At 66.6% G+C, this 19,412-nt stretch carries 19 protein-coding genes and 1 tRNA gene; 11 read left to right on the top strand and 9 right to left on the bottom strand.

All coding sequences use genetic code 11. The annotated features are described in order from the left end of the window. Positions 1-7 precede the first annotated feature (7 nt). The 7 genes from ACG3SL_RS01700 (at position 8) to ACG3SL_RS01670 (ending at position 7,605) form a co-directional block, all read left to right on the top strand. Entirely contained in the window at positions 8-718 is a 711-nt protein-coding gene (locus ACG3SL_RS01700) for a CoA transferase subunit A (protein ID WP_448663410.1), read from the top strand. After that, positions 718-1,392 (top strand): 3-oxoacid CoA-transferase subunit B, encoded by a 675-nt coding sequence (locus ACG3SL_RS01695; protein WP_448663409.1) that lies wholly within the window; start codon positions 718-720, stop codon positions 1,390-1,392. Before ACG3SL_RS01700 ends, ACG3SL_RS01695 begins: the two co-directional genes overlap by 1 nt. After that, entirely contained in the window at positions 1,389-2,591 is a 1,203-nt protein-coding gene (gene pcaF, locus ACG3SL_RS01690) for a 3-oxoadipyl-CoA thiolase (protein ID WP_448663408.1), read from the top strand. Before ACG3SL_RS01695 ends, pcaF begins: the two co-directional genes overlap by 4 nt. Further along, positions 2,588-3,385: a 3-oxoadipate enol-lactonase gene (pcaD, locus tag ACG3SL_RS01685; protein ID WP_448663407.1), complete on the top strand. Its 798-nt coding sequence runs from the start codon at positions 2,588-2,590 to the stop codon at positions 3,383-3,385. The genes pcaF and pcaD overlap by 4 nt, the downstream gene beginning before the upstream one ends. A 1-nt stretch (position 3,386) precedes the next feature. Further along, complete coding sequence (locus ACG3SL_RS01680) at positions 3,387-4,844, top strand: benzaldehyde dehydrogenase (RefSeq protein ID WP_448663406.1); 1,458 nt, start codon at positions 3,387-3,389, stop codon at positions 4,842-4,844. After that, entirely contained in the window at positions 4,802-6,001 is a 1,200-nt protein-coding gene (locus ACG3SL_RS01675) for an NAD(P)-dependent alcohol dehydrogenase (RefSeq protein ID WP_448665219.1), read from the top strand. Before ACG3SL_RS01680 ends, ACG3SL_RS01675 begins: the two co-directional genes overlap by 43 nt. Before the next feature lie 74 nt (positions 6,002-6,075). Further along, positions 6,076-7,605 (top strand): carboxylesterase/lipase family protein, encoded by a 1,530-nt coding sequence (locus ACG3SL_RS01670; protein WP_448663405.1) that lies wholly within the window; start codon positions 6,076-6,078, stop codon positions 7,603-7,605. 1,072 nt (positions 7,606-8,677) lie between these two features. Here the strand turns inward: ACG3SL_RS01670 and ACG3SL_RS01665 are convergent. Beyond that, positions 8,678-8,753 (bottom strand) — tRNA-Ala (locus ACG3SL_RS01665). A gap of 228 nt (positions 8,754-8,981) precedes the next feature. On the opposite strand from ACG3SL_RS01665, the gene ACG3SL_RS01660 reads away from it, so the two are divergent. Further along, positions 8,982-9,884 carry a DUF2171 domain-containing protein gene (locus ACG3SL_RS01660; RefSeq protein ID WP_448663404.1) on the top strand — a complete coding sequence of 301 codons (903 nt, stop codon included), beginning with the start codon at positions 8,982-8,984 and terminating at the stop codon, positions 9,882-9,884. 43 nt (positions 9,885-9,927) lie between these two features. Here ACG3SL_RS01660 and ACG3SL_RS01655 read toward each other — a convergent pair whose 3' ends face one another. The 4 genes from ACG3SL_RS01655 to ACG3SL_RS01640 all read right to left on the bottom strand — a co-directional run bounded on the left by ACG3SL_RS01655 (position 9,928) and on the right by ACG3SL_RS01640 (position 13,111). Next, a complete protein-coding gene (locus ACG3SL_RS01655; RefSeq protein ID WP_448663403.1) occupies positions 9,928-10,830 on the bottom strand; it encodes an alpha/beta fold hydrolase in 903 nt (300 codons plus the stop codon). Next, entirely contained in the window at positions 10,827-11,036 is a 210-nt protein-coding gene (locus tag ACG3SL_RS01650) for a helix-turn-helix transcriptional regulator (protein WP_448663402.1), read from the bottom strand. Before ACG3SL_RS01650 ends, ACG3SL_RS01655 begins: the two co-directional genes overlap by 4 nt. Next, complete coding sequence (locus ACG3SL_RS01645; RefSeq protein WP_448663401.1) at positions 11,033-11,440, bottom strand: hypothetical protein; 408 nt, start codon at positions 11,438-11,440, stop codon at positions 11,033-11,035. The genes ACG3SL_RS01650 and ACG3SL_RS01645 overlap by 4 nt, the downstream gene beginning before the upstream one ends. 273 nt (positions 11,441-11,713) lie before the next feature. Then, the gene (locus ACG3SL_RS01640) at positions 11,714-13,111 is read right to left on the bottom strand and encodes a UDP-N-acetylmuramate--L-alanine ligase (protein WP_448663400.1); all 1,398 of its coding nucleotides are present in this window, start codon (positions 13,109-13,111) and stop codon (positions 11,714-11,716) included. Between the two features lie 41 nt (positions 13,112-13,152). On the opposite strand from ACG3SL_RS01640, the gene ACG3SL_RS01635 reads away from it, so the two are divergent. Further along, complete coding sequence (locus tag ACG3SL_RS01635) at positions 13,153-13,989, top strand: LD-carboxypeptidase (protein ID WP_448663399.1); 837 nt, start codon at positions 13,153-13,155, stop codon at positions 13,987-13,989. Positions 13,990-13,993: 4 nt separating this feature from the next. On the opposite strand, the gene ACG3SL_RS01630 is transcribed toward ACG3SL_RS01635, so the two are convergent. Then, positions 13,994-14,188 (bottom strand): hypothetical protein, encoded by a 195-nt coding sequence (locus tag ACG3SL_RS01630; protein ID WP_448663398.1) that lies wholly within the window; start codon positions 14,186-14,188, stop codon positions 13,994-13,996. Positions 14,189-14,373: 185 nt separating this feature from the next. Here ACG3SL_RS01630 and thrS point away from each other — a divergent pair, with 185 nt between their 5' ends. Together thrS and infC are read left to right on the top strand one after the other, a co-directional pair. Continuing rightward, positions 14,374-16,365, top strand: coding sequence for a threonine--tRNA ligase (thrS, locus tag ACG3SL_RS01625; RefSeq protein WP_448665218.1), 1,992 nt, complete (start codon positions 14,374-14,376; stop codon positions 16,363-16,365). A 193-nt stretch (positions 16,366-16,558) separates the two neighbouring features. Then, complete coding sequence (gene infC / locus ACG3SL_RS01620) at positions 16,559-17,092, top strand: translation initiation factor IF-3 (RefSeq protein ID WP_448663397.1); 534 nt, start codon at positions 16,559-16,561, stop codon at positions 17,090-17,092. A 187-nt stretch (positions 17,093-17,279) separates the two neighbouring features. Here the strand turns inward: infC and ACG3SL_RS01615 are convergent, their stop codons facing one another. The 3 genes from ACG3SL_RS01615 to ACG3SL_RS01605 all read right to left on the bottom strand — a co-directional run bounded on the left by ACG3SL_RS01615 (position 17,280) and on the right by ACG3SL_RS01605 (position 19,399). Then, positions 17,280-18,167, bottom strand: coding sequence for an AraC family transcriptional regulator (locus ACG3SL_RS01615; protein ID WP_448663396.1), 888 nt, complete (start codon positions 18,165-18,167; stop codon positions 17,280-17,282). 69 nt (positions 18,168-18,236) lie between these two features. After that, a complete protein-coding gene (locus ACG3SL_RS01610; protein WP_448663395.1) occupies positions 18,237-19,019 on the bottom strand; it encodes a glycine-rich domain-containing protein in 783 nt (260 codons plus the stop codon). Then, positions 19,016-19,399: a VOC family protein gene (locus tag ACG3SL_RS01605; RefSeq protein ID WP_448663394.1), complete on the bottom strand. Its 384-nt coding sequence runs from the start codon at positions 19,397-19,399 to the stop codon at positions 19,016-19,018. Before ACG3SL_RS01605 ends, ACG3SL_RS01610 begins: the two co-directional genes overlap by 4 nt. Between the last annotated feature and the right edge of the window lie 13 nt (positions 19,400-19,412).

Genomic DNA, 19,412 nt, shown 5'->3' with positions numbered 1-19,412 from the left:
TCGGATCATGACCAGCAAACTCTATGACAGCCCGGCCGCCGCCCTGGAGGGGCTGCTGTCCGACGGCATGACGATCATGTCGGGCGGCTTCGGCCTGTCGGGCAATCCCGAAAGCCTGATTCCCGTCATCCGGGCATCGGGGGTCCGGCAGCTGACCGTCATCTCCAACAATGCCGGTGCCGACGGGTTCGGGCTGTGGATGCTGCTGGAAAGCCGGCAGATCCGCAAGATGATCTCGTCCTATGTGGGCGAGAACAAGCTGTTCGAGCAGCAATATCTCTCCGGCGACCTGGAGCTGGAACTGACCCCGCAGGGCACGCTGGCCGAACGCATCCGCGCCGGCGGCGCTGGGATCCCGGCCTTTTATACGCGCACCGGCGTCGGCACCGTCGTCGCCGAGGGCAAGCCGGTCGAGACGTTCGAGGGCGAGGACTATGTGCGCGAAACCTGGCTCCGCGCCGACCTTTCGATCGTCAAGGCCTGGCGCGCCGACCCGGCAGGCAATCTGATGTTCCGCAAGACCGCGCGGAACTTCAATCCGAACATGGCGACCGCGGGCCGCGTGACGGTCGCCGAAGTGGAGGAGATCGTGCCTGAAGGCAGCTTCGATCCCGACTGCATCCATACGCCGGGCATTTATGTCGATCGCATCGTGCGGGCGACGATAAACGAGAAGCGAATCGAGAAGCTGACCACGCGCGAAAGGGAGGACGCCTGATGCCCGGCGACACGAACGGCTGGGCCCGCGATGCGATGGCGGCGCGGGCCGCGCAGGAACTGAAGGACGGCTACTACGTCAATCTCGGTATCGGCATCCCGACACTGGTGGCCAATCATGTGCCTGCCGGGATCACCGTGACGCTCCAGAGCGAGAACGGGATGCTGGGCATCGGCCCCTTCCCGTATGCCGGCGAACAGGATCCTGACCTGATCAATGCCGGCAAACAGACGGTGACCGCACTGCCGACCTCCAGCTTCTTCTCCTCGGCGGACAGTTTCGCGATGATCCGCGGCGGGCATATCGACATGGCGGTGCTCGGCGCAATGGAAGTGGCGGCCAATGGCGATCTCGCCAACTGGACGATCCCGGGCAAGATGGTGAAGGGCATGGGCGGGGCGATGGATCTTGTCGCCGGCGTCCGTCGCGTCGTGGTGATCATGGATCATGTCGCGAAGAACGGTGCCCCGAAGATCCTCGAACGCTGCACCCTGCCGTTGACCGGCCGCGCCTGCGTCGACCTGATCATCACAGACCTGGGCGTCCTGGAGGTGGATCGGCGACAGGGTAGACTGACCCTGACCGAGATGGCGCCGGGCATTACAGTCGAGGAGATTTTCGCGAAGACCGCGGCACCGCTGAGGGTCGGACTCAAGCCGGAGGCCACGCTTTGAAGGCCGCGTTCCTATGCGATGCGCGCCGGACGCCGATCGGACGCCATGCGGGTGCGCTATCGTCCATCCGGGCCGACGACCTCGCCGCGATTCCGATCGCCGCGCTGATCGAGCGCGCCGCCATCGATCCCGCTGCGTTCGACGACGTGATCCTAGGCTGTGCAAACCAGGCCGGGGAAGACAATCGTAACGTCGCGCGCATGGCAGCTTTGCTTGCCGGGCTGCCCGAAACAGTGGGCGGCGCGACGATCAATCGCCTGTGCGCCTCGGGCCTGGACGCGGTCGGCACCGCCTCGCGTGCGATCCGGGCGGGTGAGGCCGACCTGCTGATCGCGGGCGGCGTGGAGAGCATGAGCCGCGCGCCGTTCGTCCTGGCCAAGGCCGAAAGCGGCTTCTCGCGACAGGCTGAGATTCACGACACGACGATCGGCTGGCGGTTCGTCAACCCGCGGATGCGGGCGCAATATGGCGTCGACTCGATGCCCGAGACCGGCGAGAATGTCGCCACCGACTTTGGCATCTCGCGGTCGGATCAGGATCTGTTCGCGCTGCGCAGCCAGCAGCGCGCCGCCGCGGCACAGGCCGCCGGCTTCTTCGCGGATGAAATCGTGGCGGTGACGGTCACCGACCGCAAGGGCCGCGAGACGCGTGTCGACACCGACGAGCATCCCCGCGCGGACACCACGATCGACACGCTGTCCAGGCTCCGCCCCGTGGTCCGTGCCGACGGAACGGTCACGGCGGGCAATGCCTCGGGCGTGAACGACGGCGCGGCGGCGATGATCATCGCCAGCGAGACGGCGGTGCAGGACCATGGCCTTACGCCGCGCGCGCGCATCCTGGGCATGGCGAGCGCAGGCGTCCCGCCACGGATCATGGGCATCGGCCCCGTGCCTGCGACGCAGAAGCTCCTCTCCCGGCTCGGACTGTCCCTGGCGGCGATCGACGCGATCGAACTGAACGAAGCCTTCGCCGCGCAGGGGCTTGCGGTGCTGCGCGGATTGGGGCTGGCGGACGATGACCCTCGCGTCAATCCGAACGGGGGCGCCATCGCGCTGGGGCATCCGCTCGGCATGTCGGGCGCGCGTCTTGCCATGACGCTGGTGCACCAGCTCGAAGCCTCGGGCGGCAAATTGGGGCTGGCGACGCTGTGCGTTGGTGTCGGCCAGGGCCTGGCGCTGGCGGTCGAGCGGTTATGAACGCGCAGCACCTCGTGCTGGGCGACGGCTGTCGCCTCGCCTGGACCAGCGATGGCAATCCGGCCAAGCCGGCGCTGGTCCTGTCCAACTCGCTCGGCACCGATCGCGCGATGTGGGCGCCGCAGATGGAGGCGCTGGTGCAGCGCTTCCGTGTGATCCGCTACGATACGCGCGGGCATGGTGCGTCGGACGCACCGAAGGGCGACTATGGCCTAGACCGGCTGGGTCGCGACGTGCTCGAACTCGCCGACGCCCTGGAGCTCGACCGGTTCGCCTTTTGCGGCCTCTCACTCGGCGGCATGACGGCGCAGTGGCTGGGGGTTCAGGCGGCGGGCAGGCTGAGCCGACTCGTCATCGCCAACAGCGCGCCGTGCATGGGCCCGGCCACGGCGTGGGACGCACGGATCGCGACCGTGCGCAGCCAAGGCATGGCGGCGATCGCGGACGCCGTGGTCGAACGCTGGTTCACCCCGGACTTCCGCGCCGATCCGGCCAATATCGCGGCTATCCTGGCGACGCTGCACGCCACCGATCCGGAGGGGTATGCCGGCTGCTGCGCGGCAATCCGCGACATGGACATGCGCCCGCTGCTGGGGCTGATCCGCACGCCCACGCTGGTGATCGGCGGCACGCGCGATCCGGCGACGCCACCGGTGCAAACGACAGCGCTGCTCGAAGGCATCCCGCGCGCGACCTGCGTGATGCTCGATGCGGCGCATCTGTCCAATCTTGAACGGCCCGAAGCCTTCACGGCCGCGCTGCTCGATCATCTCAAAGGTACCAGCGGAGAGTGATATGACGTCCCTGTTCGACGATGAACATCTTGACGGCCGCCTGTTCGACGGCGGCTGGGTGAAGGCGGACGAAACCTACGATGTGCTCGAGCCAGCGACTGGCGCAGTGCTGGCACGCGCCGGCTCGGCGGATGCGGCCATCGTCGCTCGCACGACGGCGACGGCACGCGCCGCGCAGGCGGGTTGGGCCGCCGCCGCACCGGATGCGCGCGCGAACATCTTCCCGAAGGCCGCCGCGCTCGCCCGCGCACACTGGGACGCGATCGTTACCTGGATCATGCGCGAAAGCGGCTCCGTGCGCGCCAAGGCCGAATTCGAGCTGTCGATCACGGTCAAGGCGATCGAACTGGCCGGTGCGATGCCGCATCAGGCGCAGGGGCTCGTCCTGCCCAGCGAAGCGGGGCGTCTGAGCCTCGCCCGGCGTCGTCCGCTTGGCGTGGTCGGCGTGATCGCTCCGTTCAATTTCCCGCTCTACCTCGCGATGCGGGCGGTGGCGCCGGCCCTCGCCGTCGGCAACGCAGTGGTGCTCAAGCCCGACCCCCGCACGGCGGTGTGCGGAGGCTATGTGATCGCGCGCCTGTTCGAGTTGGCCGGGTTGCCGGCCGGCGTGCTCGCGGTGCTTCCGGGCGGCGGGCCGGCCGGAGCAGCGCTGTGCGAGGATCCGAATGTGGCAATGATCCAGTTCACCGGATCGACCGGTGCCGGACGGAAGGTGGGTGAGGTAGCGAGCCGGCATCTCAAGAAGGTTTCGCTCGAACTCGGCGGAAAGAACGCCCTGATCGTCCTCGACGATGCCGACCTCGATCTGGCCGCACGCAACGCCGCATGGGGTGCCTGGCTGCACCAGGGCCAGATCTGCATGACGACCGGGCGGATCCTCGTCCATCGCGCCATCTTCGATGCCTTCGCGGTAAGGCTGGTCGAGAAGGCGCGGGCACTCCCGGCGGGCGACCCGATGTCCGACGCGGTGGCGGTTGGCCCCCTCATCAATCAGTCGCAGCTCGACCATGCCCGCGGGATCATCGAGCGCAGCGTCGCGTCGGGGGCGCGGGTGGCGGCGGGCGGCACCGTCGACGGGCTTTGCATGGCGCCTACCGTGCTGGAGGGCGTCCTGCCTGGCATGGCGGCGTTCGACGAGGAGATCTTCGGGCCGGTTGCCGTGCTGGTTCCCTTCGATACCGACGAACAGGCGATCGCGATGGCCAACGACACCGACTATGGCCTGTCCGCAGCGGTGATCTCGAACGACGTCGGTCGCGCCATGGCGATCGGCGAGCGGCTCCGCGCCGGGCTGGTCCACATCAACGATCAGACCGTGAACGACGAGGTGGTCAATCCCTTTGGCGGCGTCGGCGCGTCCGGCAACGGATCGTCGATCGGCGGCCCGGCCAATTGGGAGGAATTCACGCATTGGCAGTGGCTGACCGTGAAGGGCGCCGCCCCCGCCTATCCGTTCTGACCGCCTCGAAAACGGGCCAGAATTTCCAGGAGATGACGATGACTGAATTGCGTGAAATCACCGCCGCCGTAACCCGCGAGCAGGGCGCTCCCTTCGCGATCGAAACGGCGACGATCGCCGCGCCTTGCCCGGGCGAAGTGCTGGTCCGTATCGTCGCGGTGGGCGTCTGCCACACCGATATCATCGTGCGCGACCAATATTATCCGGTGCCGCTCCCCGCAGTGCTCGGTCATGAGGGATCGGGCGTGGTCGAGGCGATTGGCGCCGGCGTGACCGCGGTCGCACCGGGTGACCATGTCGTCCTCAGCTTCGCTTCGTGCGGTGTCTGCCATCCGTGCCTCTCCGGGCACCCCGCGCATTGCGCCGAGTTCTTCGGTTTGAACTTCGGCGGCGGGCGGAAGGACGGCTCCACTGCCACCTGCGATGCCCACGGGCATGTGCTGCACGATCATTTCTTCGGTCAGTCGTCGTTCGGCAGCTTTGCGATCGCGCAGGAACGCAACGTCGTCAAAGTCGCGAAGGACGCGCCGCTGGAACTGCTAGGTCCGCTGGGCTGCGGCATCCAGACCGGCGCGGGAGCCGTGCTCCGCGCGATGAAGGTGCCGGCCGGTGCCCGTTTTGCCGCCTTCGGCTCAGGCGCGGTCGGCCTGAGCGCGATCATGGCAGCGCGTGTGGCCGGTGCGACGCAGATCATCGCGGTCGACGTAACGCCGAGCCGGCTGGAACTGGCGAGAGAACTCGGGGCTACCCACATCGTCAACAGCCGGGAAACAGACCCGGTGGCTGCGATCCAGGATATCACCGGCGGCGGCGCCGATTTCACGCTCGAGAGCAGCGGGCGGCCCGATGTTCTGCGCCAGGCGATCGATGCTCTCGCCATCCTCGGGACCTGCGGGATCGTCGGTGCACCAAAGCTCGGCACCGAAGCCAGCTTCGACGTGAATATGGTGATGGTGCCGGGCAAGCGGATCATGGGCATCGTGGAGGGGGACGCGGTGCCGCAGGTCTTCATCCCGGAACTAATCGCGCTCCACGCCCAGGGGCGGTTCCCGTTTGACCGGCTGGTCAAATTCTACGACTTTGCAGACATCAATCAGGCGGTCGCCGACAGCGAGAGCGGGAAGACGATCAAGCCGATCCTTCGGCTGCCGGCCTGACCGAAGCGGCGAGGCTGCCCTGCGCAGCCTCGCCAGCCCCGAATGCGCAGATCAACCGATTCAAGGTGCCCGATATGTCGATTAACCCGACGAATTCCCCCGATCTTCTCGTCGAGACCCGCTCGGGCGTGGTACGCGGCGTCGTTGAAGACGGCGTCCGCACCTGGCGCGGCATCCCCTTTGCCGCGCCACCGATCGGCGATCTGCGGTTCCGGGGGCCGCGCCCACCAGCGCCTTGGCAGGGTATCCGCGATGCGCGGGCATTCGGACCGCTCCCCATGCAGAAGCGCGGTTTCGAGGCGATCGGCGGCGCTGGGGCAGCGGCACCGATGGACGAGGACTGCCTCAGCATCAACGTATCGGCGCCGCTCGACGCACGTAAAAGTCCGCGGCCAGTCGTGGTCTGGATCTATGGCGGCGGCTTCTCGTTGGGCGGGAGCCGCGCGCCGCTCTATCGCGGCCAGCATCTCGTCGACCACGGGGATGTCGTCTTCGTCAGCTTCAACTACCGTGTCGGCATTTTCGGCTTTTCAGATTTCAGTGGCTGGTCGACCGACGCGTACCCGATCGACAGCAATCCCGGTCTACGCGACCAAGTGGCTGCGCTCACCTGGGTGCAGGAGAATATCCACGCCTTTGGCGGCGATCCCGGCAACGTCACGATCGTAGGGCAGTCTGCGGGGGCGATGTCGGTGGTTACGCTGATGTGTGTTCCCGCAGCACGGGGGCTGTTCCACCGCGCATTCGCGATGAGCGCCGCCGGCATAAGCGTCAATGGGCCGGGGCGACACCAGCAGTTCGCACACGAGCTTTTGACGATGCTGGGCATCGATGCGGGGGACAAGGACGCGGCGGCGCGTGCGCTCCGGCACCTGCCGGCGGAAGACTTGAACGCGGTGGCCGCGCGTTTCTTCTACGACGTCGCGCCAGACCGGTACCCTGGCTTTCTGCCGAGTTCCCCGGTGGTCGACGGTGATTTCCTCCCGCAGCATCCTATCGACGCCTTTCGGGACGGCACCGCCCATCCCATCCCTTTGGTGATCGGTACCATGTCGCGCGAAGGCGCCATGCTGGACAAGGCCCTGCCCGTGCTCTGCAGCCGGGTGAACCGACTGGAGGCAATGTTTGCGCGCGAAGCGCCGGCGCTGCGCGCTCGCATCGCGGCGGCCTATCCCGGGTATCCGTCGCCGCGTACAGCTATCGATATCGCCGGAGACCTCAATTTCTGGGTGCCAGCCATCCTGATCGCGGAGGGACATGCGCGGTTTGCCGATTGCTGGGTCTATCGTTTCGATTACGCCACGCCCCTGACGCGCTTGTTGTTCGGGAAGGCCACGCACGGCCTCGATCTTCCGATGTTGTTCGGCACCACCGGAGAGGGGGAACTGGGTCGCCTCGATCTCCTCCGCTGGCGGCGCTCAAGGACGGTGAGCCAACGCTTCCAGCGAGCCTTCCTGCTTTTCGCACAAGGCAATCCTCCCGCATGGCGCCGATACGATGCGGCATACCGAGTCACGCATGTCTTCGACGCCCGCGACCGAGACGAAAACGATCCCCAAAAGGCGCGGCGAATCGCATGGGGTGGGTATCGCGGGCCAGAGTAGCGGGCGATATCAGCGTCTCTGAGACACTCCTAACGCTCGATCCACCCGGTCTTCCGAACGGCCCGATCCGGTCGCCATAAGAATCTGTGAACGTGGTGACCAGCGTCAAACTGGGGCGTTGCGAGGTAGTCGCCACCCGCCGACCCCATTTCGCATTGACATGGGATAAGCCCCGCACTGCGGGAGGTCTCCTTGACGCGACGATGCGCAAAATGGAACATGGTTTGCGTAGCTGGAGCCATCTCCTCATCTTGAAGCACGCAGGGCCGAACGTGTTCCTCGCCAAGTCGATCGAGATGCACGGATCAAGTCTCGAACCGAGAAAGATGGTGGGGCATTCGGCGGAGATGCCACGCTCAAACCTCCAGTCTCCAGCGATACACTCGAAGGTGCTGTCGCGAACGTAGAAGAGGAAGTGCCGCTGCCCTGGTGTCGTCGGCGCAAGCTCGTGCCGGAGCGGTGGGCGCGAGGCGACGGTCATCTTCGCCGAGCAGCGCGTAAAACTCGCCCCTAGCCGGAGCAGCTTCGTCATAGGTGCACTTGGCCAGCATACCAGCCCTCGTCACTGGTTGCGCCCAGCCGCCACATCGAGCAATGCTCGAAGGTCAGGCATCCCTTTTCGTCCTATTCCAGCTCGTAAGCCCACGGATTTAGGAAGAACGTCAGCCTCACGGCGGTGCGCTCACCGTCACCTCTTGGTGAGCCGCCTTTCGGTGGTGGAGACCTGTGGTTGGTGAGATCTCCGCACATGGGCGGGAGCCGCCAGTGCGGAAATCGATGCCCGGGCACACCACCTAACAAGCGATTGGAGAAGCGAATGGCCGCTTTCGGCCCGAGCGGTCGTTCCAAACCGGCATGGGAACGGCGTAAGTTGATCGACTGCTGTCGGAAGCCACCGAGCATAATTGCGCTAAACCACAGGGCGCAATCGGAGTACCAATCAACGATTTTTCGCTGACCAGCTAATATCCCACACCGGTGCACTGAAGCCCACCGTTTGTGGTACGAAAATGTGGGACGGACTTGATGGGGTCCCCGAAGGGACTGCTTATTCAAGCATTTTTTGGTGGCGTGGTGGAGCTGAGGGGAATCGAACCCCTGACCTCTGCAGTGCGATTGCAGCGCTCTCCCATCTGAGCTACAGCCCCGCCACCGTTCCGGCGATGCCGGAAGGCGCCCATTAGCGGCAGCCGAACCGGGATGCAACTGGGTTTGACGATCGGTTTTCGCGCTTCGACCAGCCGCCGCGAAGCCGCGCCGAACCGCCCCAGCGCCCGGAACTCCGACACGCATTCACTCGCTTTACTCCCCGGAAGGCGCGGCGATGCCCATGCATGCCGACGCGCCTGTGTCCGAGAGAAAGCAGGAGAGCGAAGATGAACGATCGCAATCGGCGCTATGGCCGCGAAAATGGCAGCGACTATCAGGAGTATGGCCGCGATTTCGGGTCGGGCCGCGACTATACCTATTCCAGCGCGCGCGACTATGCCGCCGCCGGCGAACTGGGCCGGGGCCGGCGCGACCGCGCTGCCTATGGCGCGGGCGCACACCGCGACGACGACCAGTGGAGCAGCCGCGACTACACTCAGGCGCGCGACACCGGTGCGCGCGGCCAATGGCGCGACGGGGACCGCGAGCGCAGCGGCTATGGCCGTGAAACCTATGCCAATCGTGCGCAGCGCCCGGACGACGATCGCGGCTTTTTCGAGCGCGCGGGCGACGAAGTCCGTTCGTGGTTCGGCGACGAAGAGGCGGAGCGCCGTCGCGAGCGCGATGCCCGCTATGACGCGCAATATGGTGGGGACCGCGACGGGGACGGCCATTATTCGTCCTGGCGCCGCCAGCGGATCGCCGAGCTGGACCGCGACTATGACGAATATCGCCGCGAAAACGCCCAGCGTTTCCACAACGAGTTCACCGGCTGGCGGACCGAGCGCCAGACCCAGCGCGACAGCCTGGGCCGCATTGCCGAGCATATGGACGTGGTGGGGTCGGACGGCACGCATGTCGGCACCGTCGACAAGGTGCGCGGCGACCGTATTGTGCTGACCAAGTCGGACAGCGCAGCCGGCGGGCATCACCATTCGATCCCGTCGCGCTGGATACAGTCGGTCGACGACAAGGTGACGCTGCGCAAGACGGCGGACGAAGCCAAGGCGCATTGGAAGGACGAGGAGCGCGGCGCGCTGTTCGGCGAGGACCGGAACGAGACGGCCGGCGACCGCGATGCACAGTGGCGCGGCGGCAACCTCAGCCGGAGCTTCTCCGGCACCTATTGAAGCCAGGACGGGCCCGGAACCGCAGTTCCGGGCCCGTTTCGGTTCAGCGCAGGAACGCGGCCAGCGCGGCGCGGAATGCCTCGGGCTGGTCGAGCATCACGAAATGCCCGCTTTCCGGCACGCCCTGGATCGTGAGATTCGGGGTGCCGCCATATTGGGCGCGATAGAAGTCCAGCGTCGCCGCCTCGCCGCGCGCGGCGCTCCAGGGCACCATCACGGTGATCGGCGCGGCGATTTTGGGCAGGTCGGCGCGCACATCGGTGGTCATGTCCTCATAAACCGCCTGCCCGCTCACCCGCATGTCGGCCTGCATGGACCAAACCGCCACCTTTTCGCGAGCGTCGGGCTTCAGCGCCATCTGCTGCGCGAGCATCTGGGCGACCTGCGCCGGAAAGGGCTTGCCGTAAAAGCCCGTCATCTGCGCGCGCATCATCTCGGCCTGTGGCTTGATGGATTCCGCCGTAGCGGCGGGCGCGAATACGACGCTGTAGAAGGGTAGCGCATCGACGATCAGTGCCTTCTGCACGTCCCCCGGATGCGCGCGCGCCAGCATCAGAGACACCAGCCCGCCCATCGAATGCCCGACCACCGCCGTGCCGGTGAGCTTTTCCTGCGCGATCAGCGCACGGAGTTCCTCGACTACGCCCGCCAGCACCCCCGGCTTCAGATTGGCGCGCGGTTCGTCGCCGCCAAAGCCGTTGACCTGGATCACGTACACGCGGTGCGTCTTGGCCAGTTCGGGTGTCACGCCCTCCCACACCGCGCGGGGGCTCGACAGGCCCGGGATCAGGATCACCGGGCTGCCGGTGCCGACCACTTCGGCGGAGATATGCTCCATCTGAATGATGCGCGCCGGCGTGGTCGCCTGGCACATCGCCGGCGCCGGATGGAGCAGGGCGGGAAGCGTGACGGCGGCAAGCGCGGCATAGGCAAGCTGGCGGATCACTGGTCATTCTCCTTGGAAGGATTCTCGAAAATCGCCTCGATCGGCATGCCGAACAGGTCGGCGATCCGGAAGGCGAGCGGCAGCGAGGGATCGTAGCGCCCGGTCTCGATCGCATTCACGCTCTGGCGCGACACCTCGAGGCGTTCGGCCAGATCCTGCTGGCTCCACACGCGCTCGGCGCGCAGGACACGCAGGCGGTTTTTCATGCGCGCCTTCCCGCCAGCAGGTCGCGCAGCGCGAGCACGCCCTGCGACACGCCCAGCCCGAACGCCCAGAAGGGAAACGCCACCCACAGGGGCAGATGCCCGACAACGCCACCTTCCTCCAGAAAGCCCCAGACGGTCGCCACCGCCAGCAGAAGCCCCAGCGCACCCAATGCCGCCGTGGCGTTCCGGCTGCGAATGAACTCGTCCTTCTCCTCGGTGAGATAGAGTCCGATCGCCGCGATCGCCGCGAGCAGCGGCAATGCCGGCGCCAGCGAAACGAGGAGCAATAGCGCCCCTTCCGGATGCCAGGCGCGCATCGCGAAACTGGAGCCGACAATGACGACCGAATACACCCCCATCGCCGGGAGGAAACGCCACATGTACCGGCGCTGGGCAGCGTTCATGGACCCGCATTGCATGTCAAGTCTCCTTTCGAATCAGACAAGCACGCTTTACGTAAATGACCCTTTACATGTCAAGGGTGGTTTACATGCTCTCGCAGCCACAAAAGTTCCCCTCCCGCTTGCGGGAGGGGCTAGGGGAGGGTCAGTGAGGGCACGACTACGCCGCAGCCCATGTTCGCGCGAACGCCGACACACGCCCTCCCCCGACCCCTCCCGCAAGCGGGAGGGGGGCGAAAGAGTCGCAGAGGATCGTTTACCGGAGAGGGCTGCGCGTCAGCCGCGCAGCTGCGCGACCATTTCCGCCGCCAACAGGCTGAGCGTATCGTCGCGCGCGCCCATCACGACGATGCGATCGCCGTCGCGCGCCTGCGCCACCAGATGCGCCGCCGCCGCCGCGCGTTCGGGGATGTGGATCGCGTTGGCGCCCGTCACCGCGATATCCGCCACGATGTCCGCGCTCGTCACCTCGCGGCTGACGGTGCCGCCTTGATACACCGGGTCCGGCAGGACCAGCAGGTCGTCCGGCTTCAGCCGCCCCGCGAACATCGCGACCAGCTCGGCGCGCATGACCTTCAGCGGGCCATAGCCATGCGGCTGGAACAGCAGCAGCAACCGCCCCGGAAAGGCGTGGAGCGTGTCCAGCGTCGCGGCGATCTTGTCGGGGTTGTGCCCGAAATCGTCGATCACGGCCACGCCGCGCGCCTCGCCCACCAGCTCGAAGCGGCGCTTCAGCCCCGCAAACCCCGCAATCGCACGCACGGCATCGTCCAGCGCCACGCCCGCCGCCCGCACCGCGCCGATCGCCGCCAACGCATTGGCGACATTGTGCCGCCCCGGCACCGCCAGCGTCACGCGCACCGGCGCGCCGTCCCGCTCGACCAGGTCGAACGCCACGCCGAACCGCTGCTCCGCGATTGCCCGCGCGACCAGATCGGCCTCGCCCTCGATCGCGAAGGTCAGCAGCCGGTCGCGCGGCAGCGCCATCGCCAGCGCCGCGCCCTCGGCATTGTCGAGATTGACCACCGCCGTCGCCGCATGGCCGATGAACCCGCCGAACAGCGCTCGCAGTTCCTCCAGCGATTTATGGTCGTGGCTGACATTGTTGAGCACCGCGATGGTCGGGCGATACAGCGCGATAGAACCGTCGCTTTCGTCGACTTCGCTGACGAAATCGCCGCCCTGCCCCACCAGCGCGCTGGCAAAGGGCGCGTCGGGCGTCGCAAAGTTCTTCATCACCGCGCCGTTCATCACGGTCGGATCGCGGCCCAGCGCGTGCAGAATCCACCCGATCATGCCGGTCACGGTCGATTTGCCGCTGGTCCCCGCCACCCCGATCGGTCGCGGCGCGGCGTTGAACAGCGCGGACAGCAGCTCGGGCCGCGTCATCCGCTGCGCGCCCACCGCGTCGGCGGCAACCATGTCCGCCACGGTCGGCTCGATCGCGGCAGAGGCGACCACGATCTGCTCCGCAGACGTGATCCCGCTGCCGTCCTGCGCGAACAATGCCACGCCCCGGCGGCGCAAATCGTCGAACTTGGCGGGCAGCCGCGCCTGGTCCAGGCTGCGATCCGATCCCGCCACCGTGGCGCCCTGTCCGGTCAGGATCATCGCCAGCGGCATCATGCCCGATCCGCCTATCCCGACGAAGAAGTAAGGTTTGCGATGCTCCATGACCTCGCGCTATCGCCAGTTTAGGCAGAAGGGGCAAGCACATGCGTATCGGAGTCGTCGCACCGGCAAGGACGGTCAGCAAGGAATCCTCGCTGCGCCTCGCCGCGTTCATGGCGCTGACCTATCCCGAGCACGAAATCGTGTTTCACCCGCAATGCTATCTGGTCGACGGGCATTTCGCCGGATCGGATGCCGTGCGCGCCGCCGCCTTCCTCGAATTCGCCAACGATCCCGGCTTCGACGCGATCTGGTTCGCGCGCGGCGGCTATGGCTCGAACCGCATTCTCGAAACGGCGATGCCCCAGCTCGGGCCGGCGGCGCGGCACAAGACCTATGTCGGTTTTTCTGACATGGGATTCCTGCTCGGCGCGCTCTATGCCCGGCGGATCGGGCGGCAGGCGCATGGGTCGATGGCGAGCAGCCTGGGCCGCAACGACACGGGCGAATCGACCGGCTGGGTGCTCGGCTGGCTGATCGACGGCGACAAGCGCGGGCTGGAGCCCAGCATCCTGACCGATCGTCGCCCGACCGCCGCGTTCAACCTGGCGATCCTGACCAGCCTGATCGGGACGCAGTGGCTGCCCGACCTGACCGATCATGTCCTGATGATCGAGGAAGTCGATGAACCGCTCTACCGGATCGACCGGATGCTGTTCCAGATGGCGCACGCCACCCAGCTGAAGGGGATTGCCGGCATCCGGCTGGGCGCCGTCACGTCGATCACCGACAATGGCGAGAAGGCGGGCAACTACAGTTTCGGCGAGACGATCGACCAGATGATCGTCCGCTGGTGCCGCGAAATGGGCGTCCCCTATCTGGGCCGGGCCGAGATCGGCCATGTCGAGCTGAACCGCGTCGTGCCATTCGGGCTCGCCTGAAACGCTATTCCAGCTCGAGAATCCAGCTGCGCGCCGGCGCGCGGGCATCCAGCCCGGCAAACCCCTCCAGCCCCAGCCGGTCGGCAAAGCTGCGCGCCAGCATCATTCGTCGTTCTGCACCCGCCGGCGTCACGGCGCGACGTGCGCCTGCCAGCTCTTCGTGGAAACGACGGCGGTAATAGCGTTCGTCCGACTCCATCGCGATGTATCCGTGCGGCCCGTTTGGCGTCTCATACCAAAGGAGAACTGCAAAATCGTTACGGCATCGCAACACGGCCGTCCGATTTTTGGGCATTTCCAAGCACGCTTGCCTATATTGCGTCGGCGAAGGCATAAGCCGCGCTTCGTTTCACACCCAACAGAAGGGTTCTTCCCGTGTCCGAGATGTTCCGCATTACGCTGCCCGACGGTTCCGTCCGCGAGGTAGCCCCGGGGACTACCCCGGCGGACATCGCCGCGGCGATCGGCCCCGGCCTCGCCAAGGCGGCGCTCGCCGCGCGCGTCGATGGCGAGCTGCGCGACATCGGCCGCCCGTTCGAGGGCGACGCCCAGCTTGCGCTCGTCACCGCCAAGGACGAGGCCGACGCGCTCGAACTCGCGCGCCACGATTATGCGCATATCCTGGCCGAAGCGGTGCAGCATCTGTTCCCCGGCACGCAGATCACCTTCGGCCCGTCGACCGACGACGGCTTCTACTACGACTTCGCCCCCAAGGACCGCCCCTTCACCGAGGAGGATCTGCCGGCGATCGAGGAAGAGATGCGCCGCATCATCGCCAAGGATGAGCCGCTGATCCGCGAAGTCTGGTCGCGCGCCGATCTGATCGCGCGCTGGACCGCGCAGGGCGAGACCTTCAAGGCCGAATGGGCCCAGGAACTGCCCGAGGGCGACGAACTCACCGTCTATCGCGCCGGCAAGGGCGAAGACGCCTGGCTCGACATGTGCCGCGGCCCGCACCTCGCCTCCACCGGCAAGGTCGCGGCGGATGCATTCAAGCTGACGCGCGTGTCGGGTGCCTATTGGCGCGGCGACCAGAACAACGCGATGCTCAGCCGCATCTACGGCACCGGCTGGCTGAACAAGAAGCAGCTTGCCGAGCATCTGATGCGGCTGGAGGAAGCCGCCAAGCGCGACCACCGCAAGCTCGGCGCGGAGATGGACTTGTTCCACCTCCAGGCCGAGGCGCATGGCTCGGTGTTCTGGCACCCGCACGGGTTCACCATCTGGCGCGCGCTCGAGGCCTATATGCGCCGCGCGATCGACGGCGCCGGCTATCGCGAGGTCAAGACCCCGCAGGTGATGGACGCGCGCCAGTGGGAGCAGTCCGGCCACTGGGGCAAGTATCGCGAGAACATGTTCGTGATTCCGGACGAAGTGCCCAACGTCGAGGATGAAGGCCCGATCGTCTCGAACGACGCGCAGTGGATGGCGCTCAAGCCGATGAACTGCCCGGCGCACGTGCTGATCTTCCGCCAGGGCATCAAGTCGTATCGCGACCTGCCGATGCGCCTGTACGAAAACGGCTGCTGCCACCGCAACGAGCCGCACGGCGCGCTGCACGGGCTGATGCGCGTCCGCCAGTTCACCCAGGACGACGCGCACATCTTCTGCCGCGAAGATCAGATCGTCGACGAAGTGAAGGCGTTCTGCGCGCTGGCGGACCGGATCTACAAGGACTTCGGCTTCACCTATTCGATCAAGCTGGCGCTGCGCCCCGAGAAGCGCTTCGGCACTGAGGAAATGTGGGACATGGCGGAGAACGAACTCCGCAACGCGGTGGTCGCCGCCGGCCTCGCCACGCCCGAATATGGTTGGGAAGAGCTGCCCGGCGAAGGCGCCTTCTACGCGCCGAAGCTGGAATGGCACCTCACCGACGCGATCGGCCGCACCTGGCAGGTCGGCACCATCCAGTCGGACCGGGTGCTGCCCGAGCGGCTCGATGCGAGCTATGTCGGCGAGGATGGCGAGCGCCACCGCCCGGTGATGCTCCACCGCGCGATCTTCGGCTCGTACGAGCGCTTCATCGGCATCCTGATCGAGCATTTCGCCGGCAAGCTGCCGACCTGGCTCGCGCCGGTGCAGGCGGTGGTCGCGACGATCGTGTCCGACGCGGACGACTATGCCCGCGAGGTGGTGGCGAAGCTCCAGGCGGCGGGCATTCGGGTCGAGAGCGATCTGCGCAACGAGAAGATCAACTACAAGGTGCGCGAACACTCGCTCGCCAAGGTGCCGAACCTGCTGGTGGTGGGCAAGCGCGAGGCGGAGGAGAGCACCGTTGCGCTCCGCGTGCTCGGCAGCCAGGGCCAGCAGATGCTGAGTCTCGACGAAATCGTGGCGCGACTCGTCGAGGAAGCGACTCCGCCCGATCTGAAATAAGCGCGGGGCGGGCCTCTTTCGGGCCCGCCCTTGCGGAAACGGGGCGAAAATCCGATATAATGGCGTGCCGGTGCGTGAAAATGCCCGGTATTTCGCGCGCGCGGGCGGTTCCGGGGCTACCGGATCGGCTCGCCGTGCGTTATCTAGGCCCGTTGTACGAACTGCTACAGGAGAAACACCTATCCGTCCGCCCATGTCCCGGCGCCCCCTGGCCCCGCCGCCGATGAACGGCCCGCGCTTCAACGAATTCATTCAGTCGCCCAAGGTTCGGGTGATCGACCAGGACGGCGAGAATCTCGGCGTCATGTACACGCGCGAGGCGATGGAGCAGGCGCGCGAGGTCGGACTCGATCTGGTCGAGGTGTCGCCGAACGCGGATCCGCCCGTCGCGAAGTTCCTCGACGTCGGCAAGTTCAAGTACGAGGCCCAGAAAAAGGCGAACATCGCCCGCAAGTCGCAAAAGACGCAGGAGATCAAAGAGATCAAGATGCGTCCGAATATCGACGATCACGATTACGACGTGAAGATGCGCGCGATCCACAAATTCATCGGCGAAGGCGACAAGGTCAAGGTGACGTTGCGCTTCCGTGGCCGCGAACTTTCGCACGGCCAGCTCGGCATGGTGCTGCTCAAGCGCGTCCAGGAAGATACCGCCGAAGATGCGAAGGTGGAAAGCCACCCCCGTATGGAAGGCCGCCAGATGCTGATGGTGCTCGCACCCAAGTAACCGGCGCGGCTCCAGCCCGAACGACAAAAGGCCCCTGCCGGAATGGCGGGGGCCTTTTTCGTTTGGTGGCGCGCACTGCGCTACGCAGACCGCCCGCCCCACCTCCCCACCCGACCACCAAGGATACCATCAGGCTATGGTGGTCGGGTGGGGAGGCGGGGCGGGGGGCGCAGAAATATCGCTGGTATCAATCCTTGAGCGGCAACATCAGGTCGATCACCGCTTCATGCTCGGGCACATCGGGGAAGAAGCGGATGCGCTGGCCGAAGAACGGAAAGTCGCGCAGTTCCTCGCCGCTGACCGGCAGCCATTCGCCATAGAGCCACGCCGCCGCCGGGCGCAGCGCCGCGTCGGGGCCGGTCACGCGCAGCACCGCGCAGCGTCCGGCAGGGATCGTGTCGATGCGCAGGTCCGCCTGATCGGGCACAAACCCCGCGCCCACCGTTGCGGCTAGGCCGAGCCGATACTCGGCGGCGGGCACCTGTTCGGGGTCGGTGTAAAACAGGTTGAACGTCGCGCTGCGGCTCGGGTGGAGACCGGTGCGGCGGCGCCAGTCGATGAAGCGGCGGATCGTGTCACCCAGCAGCGACGGATCGCCGCGATGCTCCATCACTGCGATTCGGGTTTCGGGAAAATCGACGATCGCAACATCGTCCAGGGCGAAATGCGTCTTCATGGTGAGGCTCCGGGCATGAGTCAGCGGCGCCATTGCCGCCTGCCACGGAGTCCAATCGGGCGCGTCCCGAAACGCGCTGGGCGGCTGGCCGAACGCCTGGCGAAAGGCGCGCGTGAAGCTTTCGGGCGCGGCATAGCCGGCGTCATAAGCGATGTCGGTCACGCGTGCGTCGGGGCGAAAGGCTAGCCGCCACGACGCACGCTTCATCCGCGCCAGCTGGACATAGCGCTGGACGGGAAGCCCGCACATCGCCGTAAACTGCCGGTGGAAATGAAAGCGCGAAAACGCCGCGACGCCGCTCAGCCGTTCGACGTCCAGCGCTTCGTCGAGATGCGCGTCGATGTGATCGAACACGCGCTCCATCCGGGACTGGTATCGTTGGCGGGCATCGGGCGTCATGGGTTCCTCCGTGGCAGCGTCTGCCTAGGGCACGCTTGCGCGCCGCGCCTGACCGCGCTTGCGGAAGGTTCAATCCCCGCCGCACCCGCCGCCGCCACAGCCGCTCCCGCAACCCTGCGCACCATCGCCGCCATGACTCGCGTGGCCGGACTGGTTTCCCTCGCCCCCGGTCGAGCATCCGCCGGTGCCACAGCCGCCCCCGTCCTTCCCGCCCCGCCGCCGGGCCGGATCGCGCATCTGATAGGCCACCGCGACCACGATCGCGGCAATCGCGATAAGAACGCCGTAGCCGACCAGCGCGCTACCCCCGCCGCCATTGGCCGCAAGCAGCCCGCACCCTGCGAGCACGGGCACCCCGAGCAACGGCGCGGCCAGCGCGCGGGGCACTATCCAGTTGCGGTTCCGATCCACCCGGACGAAGCCGGCATCGAAACGGCGGGCAGCGGGGGGCCACACGTCACCCGGCGCGTCTGCGCCGAATATGCGGCGATAGGCATCGAGCGTTGCGTCATATTGCGCGCGATAGCGGCGATCCTCCGCTTCCCCGCCAGACGTGGGCCCATGGTGCAGCGCGCGCCCCAGGACGCTGCCGCAAAGATCGTCCCAATAGCTGCGTGTGTAGGCGAGATGGAGGTGCCAGGCCTGATCCACTGCGTCCGATGGCGTCACGGCATGCGGCGCGGTGGCCGCAAGGAACAGGAACCGGCGATATTCCCGATCGACGCGTTCTGCATAGGCCCGCGACCAGCCATTCTCCCGCGCGAGCCGCACGGCGAACGGCAGGGCGGCGCCCGGCGCATCGATCGCCAGCGCCGCGATCCGCGCCATCAGCGCGGCATCCTCCGGACTCATCCGACCGGCGGCTCCCACAATTCGATCGGGTTGCCTTCGGGGTCGTGGATGCGGGCGAAGCGGCCGGTTTCGGGGGTGTCCCATTCGGCCTTGGTCGTGATCTCCACGCCCAGCGCGTTGAGCTGTTCGAGCATGCTGTCGATGTCGCGCACGCGCAGGTTGAGCATCACTTGCTTGTCGGCGGCGAAATAGTCGCTGTCCGCCTTGAAGGGTTCAAACACCACCGGGCCGGGCTCGGGATACCAGAACCAGTCGCTCGACTGGCCATTCTCGTCCTTGCCGAAACCGCCGCCGACGCCCAGCACGTCGCGATACCAGGCCTTGAGCCCTTCCGGGTCCTTCGCGCGAAAGAAATAACCGCCAAATCCGATCACCGGCATGCGTGTCTCCCCC

This window comes from Sphingomonas degradans (assembly GCF_053502645.1).
Note: the sequence above shows the minus strand (reverse complement) of the source record. Positions and strands in the feature narration are given on the sequence as shown.

Excerpts from the sequence above, each read along its gene's own strand:
- ACG3SL_RS01670 (WP_448663405.1), top strand. The coding sequence starts at position 6,076 with ATGTCGATTAACCCGACGAATTCCCCCGATCTTCTCGTCGAGACCCGC.
- ACG3SL_RS01650 (WP_448663402.1), bottom strand. The coding sequence starts at position 11,036 with ATGAAAAACCGCCTGCGTGTCCTGCGCGCCGAGCGCGTGTGGAGCCAG.
- thrS (WP_448665218.1), top strand. The coding sequence starts at position 14,374 with ATGTTCCGCATTACGCTGCCCGACGGTTCCGTCCGCGAGGTAGCCCCG.
- infC (WP_448663397.1), top strand. The coding sequence starts at position 16,559 with ATGTCCCGGCGCCCCCTGGCCCCGCCGCCGATGAACGGCCCGCGCTTC.
- ACG3SL_RS01645 (WP_448663401.1), bottom strand. The coding sequence starts at position 11,440 with ATGAACGCTGCCCAGCGCCGGTACATGTGGCGTTTCCTCCCGGCGATG.
- ACG3SL_RS01640 (WP_448663400.1), bottom strand. The coding sequence starts at position 13,111 with ATGGAGCATCGCAAACCTTACTTCTTCGTCGGGATAGGCGGATCGGGC.
- ACG3SL_RS01660 (WP_448663404.1), top strand. The coding sequence starts at position 8,982 with ATGAACGATCGCAATCGGCGCTATGGCCGCGAAAATGGCAGCGACTAT.
- ACG3SL_RS01635 (WP_448663399.1), top strand. The coding sequence starts at position 13,153 with ATGCGTATCGGAGTCGTCGCACCGGCAAGGACGGTCAGCAAGGAATCC.
- ACG3SL_RS01605 (WP_448663394.1), bottom strand. The coding sequence starts at position 19,399 with ATGCCGGTGATCGGATTTGGCGGTTATTTCTTTCGCGCGAAGGACCCG.
- ACG3SL_RS01700 (WP_448663410.1), top strand. The coding sequence starts at position 8 with ATGACCAGCAAACTCTATGACAGCCCGGCCGCCGCCCTGGAGGGGCTG.
- ACG3SL_RS01695 (WP_448663409.1), top strand. The coding sequence starts at position 718 with ATGCCCGGCGACACGAACGGCTGGGCCCGCGATGCGATGGCGGCGCGG.
- ACG3SL_RS01610 (WP_448663395.1), bottom strand. The coding sequence starts at position 19,019 with ATGAGTCCGGAGGATGCCGCGCTGATGGCGCGGATCGCGGCGCTGGCG.
- ACG3SL_RS01630 (WP_448663398.1), bottom strand. The coding sequence starts at position 14,188 with ATGGAGTCGGACGAACGCTATTACCGCCGTCGTTTCCACGAAGAGCTG.
- ACG3SL_RS01680 (WP_448663406.1), top strand. The coding sequence starts at position 3,387 with ATGACGTCCCTGTTCGACGATGAACATCTTGACGGCCGCCTGTTCGAC.
- pcaD (WP_448663407.1), top strand. The coding sequence starts at position 2,588 with ATGAACGCGCAGCACCTCGTGCTGGGCGACGGCTGTCGCCTCGCCTGG.
- ACG3SL_RS01615 (WP_448663396.1), bottom strand. The coding sequence starts at position 18,167 with ATGACGCCCGATGCCCGCCAACGATACCAGTCCCGGATGGAGCGCGTG.